The organism is Thiohalocapsa sp. (assembly GCF_019695415.1).
GTDB lineage: Bacteria > Pseudomonadota > Gammaproteobacteria > Chromatiales > Chromatiaceae > Thiohalocapsa.
The window spans coordinates 1-10,594 of the sequence record NZ_JAIFKJ010000147.1 but is presented as its reverse complement, the minus strand read 5'-3'; the positions used below and the strand labels follow the sequence as shown (position 1 = coordinate 10,594).

Below are 10,594 nucleotides of genomic sequence, written 5' to 3'. Positions count from 1 at the left end.
CCAGTGTGGCTGATCATCCTCTCAGACCAGCTACCGATCGTCGCCTTGGTAGGCCATTACCCCACCAACTAGCTAATCGGACGCGGGCTCATCCTGCAGCGAGAGCCGAAGCCCCCTTTCTCCCGTAGGACGTATGCGGTATTAGCCCGAGTTTCCCCGGGTTGTCCCCCACTACAGGGCAGATTCCCACGCGTTACTCACCCGTCCGCCACTCTACTCACCCCGAAGGGCTTTCGCGTTCGACTTGCATGTGTTAGGCATGCCGCCAGCGTTCAATCTGAGCCAGGATCAAACTCTTCAGTTCATCTCTTGCTGCCGCCACTCGGTGACGGCCGATCCTTCCGCTCGACAGGTATCACCGTGTGATACACCGCCAAGCCGCGATTCGCATCGCGCGCCTCAACGGAGCATCCACACAAGCTGACTCGATAGGTTGTTAAAGATCTGAACTCACCGAAGTGAGACCGACAATTGTACACCCCGAGAAGAGGGTGTCAAGGGAAAAATCTGCGCACGTTAGCTTGCGCGACACGCCACACGCACGCGCGCGACCCGTCGCTTGCCGACCTGAAGCAGATGTGTTTCCTCCAGAGGAAACGCCGCGCGTCCATCGCCAACGCGCTCGCCGTCGAGCCGAACGGCGCCCTGGGCCACCAGGCGGTTAGCCTCCGAGGTGCTCGCGACCATGCCGGCCGCTTTGAGGACCTGTGCGAGCGTCGGCGGGTCAGCCTGGTCGATCTCGACGAGCTGCTCCGGCAGGTCGGCAGGCAACTCCTTTCGCTGGAAGCGCGCCGTGAAGGCTTGTTGCGCCTCATCGGCTGCCGCGGGTCCCCGGAATCGCGCCACCAGCTCGTGCGCGAGCGCGAGCTTGATATCTCTCGGGTTGACGCCGTCTTCTTGCACCGAGCGTCGAAGCTCACCGAGCGCTGACGCGGGACGATCGCTGAGCAGCTCGAAATAGCGCCACATCAGCTCGTCCGAGATGGACATGAGCTTACCGAACATCTCCGCGGGATCTTCGGTGATACCCACGTAGTTGCCTAGAGACTTGGACATCTTCTGGACGCCGTCCAGTCCTTCTAGGATGGGCAGGGTCATGACGATCTGTGGCGCCTGGCCCTCACCCTCCTGAAGCTGTCGGCCAACGAGGAGATTGAACTTTTGATCCGTACCGCCGAGCTCCACATCCGCCCGCAACACCACCGAGTCATAGCCTTGGATCAAGGGATACAGAAACTCGTGGATGGCGATGGGCTGTTGCGCCTTGTAGCGCCGGGCGAAGTCATCGCGCTCCAGCATGCGTGCGACGGTATGGCGCGCAGCGAGCCGCACCATGCCCTCGGCACCAAGATCGGACAGCCACACGGAATTGAAGACCACGTCGGTCGCGTCCGGATCCAGGACCCGGAACACTTGCTCGCGGTAAGTATTTGCGTTCGCCGCCACCTCTTCTCGAGAGAGCGGCTTGCGCGTGGCACTCTTGCCGGTAGGATCGCCGATCATAGCGGTGAAGTCGCCAATGACGAACAGCACCTTGTGGCCGAGCTGCTGGAACTGCCGCAGTTTCTGCAGCAGCACGACATGGCCAAGGTGGAGATCCGGCGCAGTAGGATCGAAGCCCGCCTTGACGCGTAACGGCTCGCCACGGGCCAACTTTTCGCGCAGTTTTTCGAGCCCGATGATTTCTACCGTTCCGCGCTCCAACGCAGCAAGCGCTTCCTCCGCACCAGGCATGCTCTGATCTCTCTCTTAGGGCCGGTGTGACGCGAGGATGCGCCCCTTGGCGTGATAGCGAACAACATCGATGGCCGCCGCTTTCCGCCCGCAGTCAACATCGTCTAGACTGCGCGAACAGTGACGCCCACCACCAGAATTCTACATGCGCGACTACAAGGACGCCGGTACACGACGCCCGAGCAAGCTATCGCTCCGGCGAGCGCCGCTTCCCATCCAGCCGACTGTGCTCGCGCTGGTGGCCCTGTTGGTGGCGGCTGCGGCCGCTTGGTTGGTCTTTCGGCCAGGCGCAGGCACCGACCCTGTCAGCGCCACGGCGTCAAAGCAACCGAGCGCAATTCCACTGACGTTGCCACCACCCAGCACGCCGACCCAATCGGCGCCCGCCGGCCCGATGGAACCGCAACACTGACGGCTCACCGGACTTCAAGACAACCCACCAGACACCAGCCACAAACGCGGAACACAACGCCGCAACCGCCCCTCACTCTCGTCGAAGGCCCAACCCCAGAACGACATGCCCAGAACGCGGCCGGCCTGCGGCGGTCACGGCCTCCCGACACTTCCGAGATGCGGCAAACAAGGCGCGACAGCCGCCCAGAGGACAAGGCTCAGGGACGGCTTGCGTGCGTGATCAGCGATTCGGTTCAGACTCCGAAAGACGACCCGCAGCCACAGGTGGTGGTGGCGTTGGGATTGCGAATGACGAACTGAGCGCCCTGCAGCCCCTCCGTGTAGTCGATTTCCGCCCCGCTCAGATATTGCAAGCTCATTGGATCCACCAAGAGCTTGACGCCGTCGGTAACGATTTCGGTGTCACCGTCGTCGACCGTCTCGGCAAACGTAAAGCCATACTGAAAGCCCGAGCAACCACCGCCTTGGATATAGACGCGCAACATCAGATCGTCGTTCCCCTCCTCCGCGATGAGGTCTGCGACCTTGGCGGCGGCCTGGGACGTAAATACCAGTGGCGCCTCTTCAGCTACGATATCGGTCATCATTTGGACTCCTCTGCTAGGTCGTAAAGGTCAAGGGTCGCCGAGATCAAGGTGGCGTCGCTTGCGGTGTCTTCCCACCGGGCTCCTGAGCCGACGGTGTCCGATCGACCCGCTACGGCGGTGTCGCCGCCACAGGCTCATCCGTGTGCGCCGCCTCCCAATGTACGATCTCTTGCGATGACATTAAGGTGTCGTCCTTCGGCATTATCTCAACGATAAGCTCGAGGGGCGTTGCATCTTCCGGCAGCCTAAGCTCGCCTGTCAGCACCTGAAAGTGCTCGAAGTCCAGCGCGTGGCGCGCCGCTTCGACGGTCTTCCTCTCGGTGTCACCACTCGGTGCTCCCGGATCCGCTTGCGCGGCAGCAAACACAACCGACAGCAGCACTTCGCCCCGGGTGCGTCCGAAATCCGGCACGAGCTGGCCGACGGTCAGGCGATACCGATAGCCGCCATCCGGCTGCGGCGCCAAGACGAGACTGTCGACCTCCGCGACTCCACGCCCGTCGACGCCAACAAGGGCCCGCAGTTGAGTCAGCTGCTGCTCTAGGCGCATTCGCTCGCGCTCCAGCTCGACGATCTGCGCCTGTGCGACCCGCCGCGCTTCAACGTCCATCTGGTGCGAGCGCTCCAGCTTGATTCGGTCGTCGCGCTGGGCGGCAAGCTGCTCGCTCAGCATATCTCGCTCGGTTTGCAGAGCCTGGATGCGCGCCGACGCCCGCTGCGTGTCATGGGCGGCCAGCAGGTATCCGAGCACGAAAGCCGCCGCGACGACGGCCAGCCAACCGAGACCGACGAGCAGCCAACGCGTGCGCCAAGGACCGCGCCCGCGTTGGAGCGCTCGGGCCTCTACGGCCGCACCGTTGCGGCGCCAGTCAAGGAGCGAGGGCAACGCTGTCGAGCCCTGCGAGCTCCGGGAAGCCCAACATGAGGTTCATGTTCTGGACAGCCTGACCCGCCGCCCCCTTGATGAGATTATCGATCACTGCCTGCACCACGACGACCCCCTTGCTCTGCGGCTCCAGCACCGAGATCCGGCACAGATTGCTGCCGCGCACCGAGCGGGTCTCCAGCGGCAGATCAGCCGGCATCACGTCCACGCAAGGTTCGTCGCGGTAGCGCCGCGCGACAATCTCCGTCAAGTCGGGCACGGTGCGGATCAGCGGCGCATACATCGTGGCCTCGATGCCGCGCACCATGGGCACTAGATGCGGCACAAAGGTGAGGCTTACAGTCTCTCCCGTGCAGAGCCGCAGCGTCTGTTCGATCTCCGGCTCGTGCCGATGGCCAGCCACGCTGTAGGCCTTGAAGCTCTCGCCCACTTCGGCCATCAGCAGCCCCGTGGTGGCCTTGCGCCCGGCGCCGCTCACCCCCGACTTGCCGTCAGCGATGATCCTTGTGGGGTCGATGACCCCGGACTCCAGTAATGGCAGCAGGCCGAGCGTGATGGCCGTTGGGTAGCAGCCCGGATTAGCGACGAGCCGCGCCTGCTCGATCGCGGACCGGTTCAGCTCCGGCAGACCATAGACCGCCTGGTCGACGAGTGCCGGCGCGGCGTGCGGCATGCCGTACCAATACTCCCAGAGGGCGACATCCTTGATGCGGAAATCCGCCGCCAGGTCAACCACTCGGACGCCCTCGTCGAGGAGCGCTTGCGCCTGGGCCATGGCGGTGCCGTTCGGCGTGGCGAAGAAGACCAAATCGCAATCCGCGAGCGGTGCATCCGCAGGGTCCGCGAACACCAGCTCCGTGCGGCCTCGCAACATGGGCAAAGCATCAGCCACCCGCTGGCCTGCTTCGGCGCGGGAGGTGATGACACGGACTTCGACGTGCGGATGCCCAGACAGAAGCCGCAGCAGCTCAGAGCCGGTGTAACCGGTACCGCCGACGATGCCGATGGAGGCCATCTGTGGACAAGTCGTCAGGAGCAGCCGCCAGAGCTGGACCCACAGGTACTGCAACCGCCGCCCGTGGACGGCAGGTTGTTGAAGACGAAGGTCGCCTGCCCATCGCCACGGTCGATGAAGTCAATCTCCACGCCGCGCAGATAGGTCAGGGTGCCATCGTCGACGACGACCTTATAGTCCCCGAAGTCCCGTACACCGTCGTTGTCGTTAATCACGTCGGTGAACGTCATGCCGAAGCTGACGCCGCTGCAGCCGCCAGGGGCCGCATAGACACGCACGCCGGCGATGCCCTCTTCGATGCCCGCGAAAAGCTCGCTCATCTTGCCCTGTGCGGCGCCAGTCAGGGTGAGATCGGTATCTTCCAGCATAGCCATGATGTTGAAGCTCCCGGGGGTATGTTCGTTCGTTCGCTGATGCGCCATGACGCTAGCACAGCAGCCTAGGCTATTTCCATAAAGTTTAGTCAGGTACTCTGCTGCAGCGCAAGCCGCTGCCTCACAACTCCTCCATCTCGAAGTCTTCTTTGCCTACGCCGCACTCCGGGCAGACCCAGGTGTCCGGAACGTCTTCCCACTTGGTGCCGGGCGCGATGCCGTCATCCGGCCAACCCAGCTCCTCATCATAGATGAAGCCACAAACCATACACATGTAACGCTTCACGTCTCGTTCTCCGCTCTCGTCTCCTCGTATGCGCAGTCCCCGCCCGCAACCGACTCGCCCGGGCGCCAGCGCAGCGGCGGCAGGTTGGTCTTGACGCTGGGCATTTCAACGCCGTAGCCGCGCGTCGGAGGGTCGAAGCCGGCGTAAGTTGTTCGATGGAGCCGCGCGCACGGAGCCCACTGCACTGCCAGGCGCACAGGCAGCCGCTCACACTCATGCCGCAGCGCAACCCCACCCGCGCCGTGCATTGTTACCATTGCCGGCCGACAGCGCGACGCACGCGTCGCATGCGCCTCTAGCCGCACCCCATCGCTGACAGGAGCCTCCCCATGTCCCGATCCGAGCAATTCTTCGAGGCCGCTCAACGCCACATCCCGGGCGGCGTCAACTCCCCGGTTCGCGCCTTCCGAAGCGTCGGCGGCACGCCAGTCTTTTTCGAGTCCGCCTCCGGGGCCTACGTCACCGATGCAGACGGCAAGCGCTACATCGACTACGTCGGTTCCTGGGGACCGATGATACTCGGCCACGCCCACCCAGAGATCATCGCTGCGGTGACGGCGCGTGTAGAAAAAGGCCTGTCGTTCGGCGCACCGACAGAGCTTGAGACCATGATGGCCGATCGCGTCTGCGAGCTGGTGCCAAGCATCGAGCTGGTGCGCATGACAAGCTCCGGCACCGAGGCGACCATGAGCGCGATCCGCCTCGCCCGCGGCTTCACCGGACGAGACAAGATCATCAAGTTCGAGGGCAACTACCACGGCCACGTTGACTCACTCATGGTCAAGGCCGGCTCCGGCATGCTGACCCTCGGCGAGCCGAGCTCACCCGGCGTGCCGGCCGCCCTGGCCGAGCTCACCCTGACACTGCCCTACAACGATGCGCAGGCGGTGCGCGACACCATGGCCAAGCTCGGCGACGAGGTGGCCTGCATCATCGTCGAGCCCGTGGCCGGCAACATGAACTGCATTCCTCCGGTGCCGGGCTTTCTGGAAGCCCTGCGCGAGGTCTGCGACCAGCACGGCAGCGTGCTGATCTTCGACGAGGTCATGACCGGTTTCCGCGTCGCCCGCGGTGGCGCGCAAGCGCTCTACGACGTCACACCAGATCTCACGGCGCTGGGCAAGATCATCGGCGGCGGCATGCCGGTGGGCGCCTTCGGCGGGCGGCGCGACATCATGCAGCAGATCTCGCCCTTAGGCCCTGTCTATCAGGCCGGCACCTTGTCGGGGAATCCCATCGCAATGACCGCCGGACTCAAGACCCTGGAGCTGCTGTCGGCGCCTGGCTTCCACGAGGCCCTGGCCGCTACCACCGAGCGCCTCACGCAAGGCATGGAGACCGCAGCCGAAGCCGCGGGCATACCGCTCAGCACCAATCGTGCCGGCGGCATGTTCGGCCTCTTCTTCACCGCTGACGGCCCGGTCACGGACTTCGCCGCTGCGACAAGCTGCAACCAGACGCAATTCAAGAGCTTCTTCCATGCCATGCTGGAGCGCGGCGTCTACCTGGCGCCATCGGCATTCGAGGCGGGCTTTGTCTCCGCCGCGCACACGGACGCGGAAATCGACGCGACACTGGCTGCGGCTCGGGAGGCATTCGCGGCAGTCGCCGGCCACTGAGTCAGACAGTCCGCGGGGCGGCGGGCGCGGGGGCATGACCCGCCAAAGACGACCGCATCAGTCGCCCCAGCGCGCGGATAGCCGGTGCGGGATGCCCAGGTGATCGAGCACCCGGGCCGCGACGAAGTCGTAGATCTCGTCCACTCGCTGCGGCTTGAAGTAGAAGCCCGGATTGGCCGGCATAATCACCGCGCCGGCCCGGGAGAGCCGCAGCATATTCTCCAAGTGCACCGTGGTGAAAGGCATCTCGCGCACCACCAGGATCAATTTGCGGCCCTCCTTGAGGGCAACGTCGGCGGCGCGATCCATCAGGTCCTGGCTGAGCCCGGCCGCAATGCTCGCCAGTGTTCCCGTGGTACAAGGGCAGATCGCCATCGCATCGGGCGGGTTGGTGCCGCTCGCCACCGGTGCCGCCCACTGCTGACGCCCGAAGACCCGGATCTGCCCCGCGGCCGCGCGGAAATGGCCGGTGAAAAAGGCCTCGGCGTCCGCGGGACGGCCCGGGACATCCAAGTCGGCTTCCATCTTGAGCACCACTTGCGCCGCTTGCGACACGAGCAGGTAGACTCGGGCATCTGCCTCCACCAAGCAACGCAGCACACGCAGGCCGTAGTGGATGCCGGAGGCGCCAGTGAGTCCGACGGCGATGGTCTTGTTCCAGCTGGTCATCGAGGCTCGCGGAACGCGAGTGCGTCCAGCAGCAACTGGTGAATACCGCCGAAGCCTCCGTTGCTCATGACGAGCACATGGTCACCGGCACTCGCCTCAGCGCCCACGGAGGTTACGATCTCCTCCACAGCCGTCGCCACCCGCAGACGCCCGCCCAAGGGGGCGAGAGCTGTCGCCGCGTCCCAGCCCAGGTCTGCAGGCGCATACACCTGTACCTGATCGGCCGATGCCAGCGCGTCCGCGAGCGCCGACGCGTGAACCCCCAGACGCATGGTGTTCGAGCGCGGCTCCAGCACGGCAATAATGCGGGCATCGCCAACACGCCGGCGCAAACCCTGCAAGGTGCTGGCAATGGCCGTTGGATGATGTGCAAAGTCGTCATAGACGCGCACACCCCCTACCTCTCCCCGCAATTCCATGCGCCGCTTCACGCCACCGAAGCGCCCGAGTGCCGCAGCAGCCGTGGTCGGTCCAACCCCGACATGGGCGGCGGCGGCCATGGTGGAGAGCGCGTTTTGCACATTGTGCGCGCCTGTCTGCTGCCAACGCACCTCTGCCTGGATACCCTCCGGTGACACCACCCTGAATTCGGAGCCGTCCTCCACCAGCCATTCGGCTGTCCAATCGCCGCCGTCGCCAGTGGACGCGGTGGGGGTCCAGGCACCCATGTCGAGCACCGCATCGACCGCCGGCTCGCCGAAGGGATGCACGATCAGCCCAGAGCCCGGGACCGTACGCACCAAATGATGAAATTGTCGCTGGATCATCGCGAGATCGTCGAAGATGTCCGCATGATCGAACTCGAGGTTATTGATCACCAGAGTCCGCGGCCGGTAATGGACGAACTTCGAGCGCTTATCGAAAAAGGCTGTATCGTACTCGTCCGCCTCGACGACGAAATGCTGCCCCCCGCCCAGTCTGGCAGACACACCAAAGTCCTGCGGCACACCGCCGATGAGGAAGCCCGGCGCCAAGCCCGCCTCCTCCAGCACCCAGGCCAGCATGCTGGACGTTGTGGTCTTGCCGTGCGTGCCGGACACCGCGAGCACATGGCGACCCGGCAGCAGATGCTCGGCGAGCCACTGCGGGCCTGACACATAGGGGAGCCCTGCGTCGAGCATGTACTCCACGGCAGAGACGCCGCGAGTCATGGCATTGCCCACCACCACCACGTCCGGCGCCGGCTGCAAGTGCCTGGCCTCGTAACCCTGCATCAGGCCGATACCGGCGGCCTCCAACTGGGTGCTCATGGGCGGATAGACGTTCGCGTCGGAGCCGGTGACCTGGTGTCCGAGCGCCCGCGCCAAGAGCGCCACGCCGCCCATGAAGGTACCGCAGATACCAAGGATGTGCAGGTGCATGTCAGGCGGGCCCCTGAGTGACGGCACTGATGACGACAAAGCTGAAGACATCGAAGGCGATGGCAATCACTACCCCCTGGGCCAGCGAAAGATCGAACGCGTGGCGCAGGATGTGCCCCACCACCAGCACGCTCCAGCCCACCAGTGCGAGGAACAGCAAGCCTGCAATCAGGGCATCCGGGCCGGGCTCCGCACCGGCCGCCGGGGCGGCCAAGGAAACAGGCAGGAGCGCAACCAGACCGATAACCACGTCGGCTCCCACCAGGGACGTGGCCGTTTGCAGATACCGGGTTTGCTTGTTCAAGGCCTTCAATGCCAGGTGCAGGACCCCCAGCATGAGCAGGAGATCCAGCAGCGTCTGCGTAAAGCCAGCCGCCAGCGATGCCCCCGCGGTGACGGACAGGAGCAACCCGCCCAATACCGCCGCCGCCAGCACGACGCCGAAAAGCGCCCCGGACGCAGGCAGATCCTGCGGATTGCGGCGCAACAGGCAGAGCTCGATGAAGAAGTGGACCAGCGCGAGCAAGGCAGGCGGGGCGGACAAAGCGGTGGTGACGGGGCAGCGCATCATACCGCGTCCGCACTAACGGACGCCAAGCGCCGAGGCGCGGATCTCACCCGTCATCAGCCAGGCGCAAGCGGCCCGCGGAACCATGCCACGCGAGCAGCAACGCAATGCAGAGCATCGCCGCTGCGAGCAGCAGCGTCGGCAGGCTGCCAACCCACACGAAGGGCGTGGCACCCGAGCGTGGCTGAATGGTCCCGATCAGCGCCCCGCGCTCGAAAAGCGGCAGCGCCGCGGTGACCCGTCCGCGGTGATCGATGATGGCGGAAATGCCGGTGTTAGTCGCCCGCACTAACGGTCGACCGGTCTCTAGCGCGCGCAGCCGCGCGAACTCCAGGTGCTGATGCGGCGCCAGCGAATCGCCGAACCAGGCATCGTTGCTCACATTGATGAGATAGGCCGCCGCCGGCAGTGCCTGCCGCACCTCTTCCGGGAAAACGTCCTCGTAGCAAATAGACACGCCCACCGCATATTCGCCCACCTGCAACAGGGGGCGCGGCGCCTCACCTCGGCTGAAATCCGACATGGGCACATCGAACCAATCGACGAGGGGCCGCAGATAGCGCTTCAACGGCAGAAACTCGCCGAAAGGCACCAAATGGCGCTTGTAGTAGCGATCCTCGGCGCTGCCGATGCTCACCAGCCCATTGAAGTAGCGGTCCTGGCGCTCCATCACCGGCACGCCGATGACCACCTCCGCGCCTGCCGCGCGGGCGTCCTCCGCGAGCGGCGCCATCAGCGCAGACTCCACTTGGTGCAAGAAGGTCGGCACCGCCGTCTCTGGCCACACCACCACATCGGCGTCATCCAGGACATCGCGCGTGAGGCCCAAGTAGATTTCGAGCGTCGGCAACACGCCGTCCGCTGCCCACTTGACCGACTGCTCGACATTGCCCTGTACAACGGCGGCCCTGAGCGGCCCGTCGGCGGGGCGGGTCCACTCAACCCGCCCCAACAGCCCGCCGGCGAGCCCCAGCGCGAGCAGCGACGCCCGCGCCGCTGGCCGCCCGACCCCCGGGCGGGGCAGACCCACCCCGAGCAGCCCGGCGGCACCGGCCACGATGACACGGCGGCCAGGCCCGGC

Annotated in this window: 11 protein-coding genes and 1 rRNA gene; 1 reads left to right on the top strand and 11 read right to left on the bottom strand. The window is 65.1% G+C overall.

Translation table 11 applies throughout. The annotated features are described in order from the left end of the window. The 7 genes from I6U14_RS03830 to I6U14_RS03800 form a co-directional block, all read right to left on the bottom strand. A 16S ribosomal RNA gene (locus tag I6U14_RS03830) occupies nucleotides 1-304 on the bottom strand; the annotation flags it as partial. A 212-nt stretch (nucleotides 305-516) separates the two neighbouring features. Further along, a complete protein-coding gene (gene tyrS / locus I6U14_RS03825; protein WP_296896996.1) occupies nucleotides 517-1,734 on the bottom strand; it encodes a tyrosine--tRNA ligase in 1,218 nt (405 codons plus the stop codon). A gap of 647 nt (nucleotides 1,735-2,381) precedes the next feature. Beyond that, nucleotides 2,382-2,732, bottom strand: a complete 351-nt coding sequence (erpA, locus tag I6U14_RS03820) for an iron-sulfur cluster insertion protein ErpA (RefSeq protein ID WP_296896994.1) — start codon at nucleotides 2,730-2,732, stop codon at nucleotides 2,382-2,384. A 112-nt stretch (nucleotides 2,733-2,844) separates the two neighbouring features. Further along, nucleotides 2,845-3,621 carry a DUF6776 family protein gene (locus I6U14_RS03815; protein WP_296896993.1) on the bottom strand — a complete coding sequence of 259 codons (777 nt, stop codon included), beginning with the start codon at nucleotides 3,619-3,621 and terminating at the stop codon, nucleotides 2,845-2,847. Beyond that, on the bottom strand, nucleotides 3,605-4,636 hold the full coding sequence (argC, locus tag I6U14_RS03810; RefSeq protein WP_296896992.1) for an N-acetyl-gamma-glutamyl-phosphate reductase: 1,032 nt from the start codon (nucleotides 4,634-4,636) through the stop codon (nucleotides 3,605-3,607). The genes I6U14_RS03815 and argC overlap by 17 nt, the downstream gene beginning before the upstream one ends. Before the next feature lie 14 nt (nucleotides 4,637-4,650). Next, on the bottom strand, nucleotides 4,651-5,013 hold the full coding sequence (locus I6U14_RS03805) for an iron-sulfur cluster assembly accessory protein (RefSeq protein WP_296896998.1): 363 nt from the start codon (nucleotides 5,011-5,013) through the stop codon (nucleotides 4,651-4,653). Nucleotides 5,014-5,131: 118 nt separating this feature from the next. After that, the gene (locus I6U14_RS03800) at nucleotides 5,132-5,296 is read right to left on the bottom strand and encodes a rubredoxin (protein ID WP_296896990.1); all 165 of its coding nucleotides are present in this window, start codon (nucleotides 5,294-5,296) and stop codon (nucleotides 5,132-5,134) included. Nucleotides 5,297-5,625: 329 nt separating this feature from the next. Between I6U14_RS03800 and hemL the strand changes: the two genes are divergently transcribed. After that, on the top strand, nucleotides 5,626-6,915 hold the full coding sequence (hemL, locus tag I6U14_RS03795; protein WP_296896989.1) for a glutamate-1-semialdehyde 2,1-aminomutase: 1,290 nt from the start codon (nucleotides 5,626-5,628) through the stop codon (nucleotides 6,913-6,915). 57 nt (nucleotides 6,916-6,972) lie between these two features. Here the strand turns inward: hemL and I6U14_RS03790 are convergent, their stop codons facing one another. From I6U14_RS03790 to lnt, 4 genes are all read right to left on the bottom strand, one after another. Beyond that, on the bottom strand, nucleotides 6,973-7,584 hold the full coding sequence (locus tag I6U14_RS03790; RefSeq protein WP_296896988.1) for a flavin prenyltransferase UbiX: 612 nt from the start codon (nucleotides 7,582-7,584) through the stop codon (nucleotides 6,973-6,975). Continuing rightward, the gene (mpl, locus tag I6U14_RS03785) at nucleotides 7,581-8,945 is read right to left on the bottom strand and encodes a UDP-N-acetylmuramate:L-alanyl-gamma-D-glutamyl-meso-diaminopimelate ligase (protein ID WP_296896987.1); all 1,365 of its coding nucleotides are present in this window, start codon (nucleotides 8,943-8,945) and stop codon (nucleotides 7,581-7,583) included. Before mpl ends, I6U14_RS03790 begins: the two co-directional genes overlap by 4 nt. Nucleotide 8,946: 1 nt before the next feature. Beyond that, a complete protein-coding gene (locus tag I6U14_RS03780) occupies nucleotides 8,947-9,516 on the bottom strand; it encodes a hypothetical protein (RefSeq protein ID WP_296896985.1) in 570 nt (189 codons plus the stop codon). Between the two features lie 43 nt (nucleotides 9,517-9,559). Continuing rightward, nucleotides 9,560-10,594, bottom strand: a 1,035-nt coding sequence (gene lnt / locus I6U14_RS03775; RefSeq protein ID WP_296896984.1) for an apolipoprotein N-acyltransferase, incomplete at its 5' end; no start/stop codon positions are given.

What these genes read in the sequence shown, in the direction of transcription:
- tyrS (WP_296896996.1), bottom strand. Translation starts at nt 1,734, where the DNA reads ATGCCTGGTGCGGAGGAAGCGCTTGCTGCGTTGGAGCGCGGAACGGTA.
- erpA (WP_296896994.1), bottom strand. Translation starts at nt 2,732, where the DNA reads ATGACCGATATCGTAGCTGAAGAGGCGCCACTGGTATTTACGTCCCAG.
- argC (WP_296896992.1), bottom strand. Translation starts at nt 4,636, where the DNA reads ATGGCCTCCATCGGCATCGTCGGCGGTACCGGTTACACCGGCTCTGAG.
- hemL (WP_296896989.1), top strand. Translation starts at nt 5,626, where the DNA reads ATGTCCCGATCCGAGCAATTCTTCGAGGCCGCTCAACGCCACATCCCG.
- I6U14_RS03790 (WP_296896988.1), bottom strand. Translation starts at nt 7,584, where the DNA reads ATGACCAGCTGGAACAAGACCATCGCCGTCGGACTCACTGGCGCCTCC.
- mpl (WP_296896987.1), bottom strand. Translation starts at nt 8,945, where the DNA reads ATGCACCTGCACATCCTTGGTATCTGCGGTACCTTCATGGGCGGCGTG.
- I6U14_RS03780 (WP_296896985.1), bottom strand. Translation starts at nt 9,516, where the DNA reads ATGATGCGCTGCCCCGTCACCACCGCTTTGTCCGCCCCGCCTGCCTTG.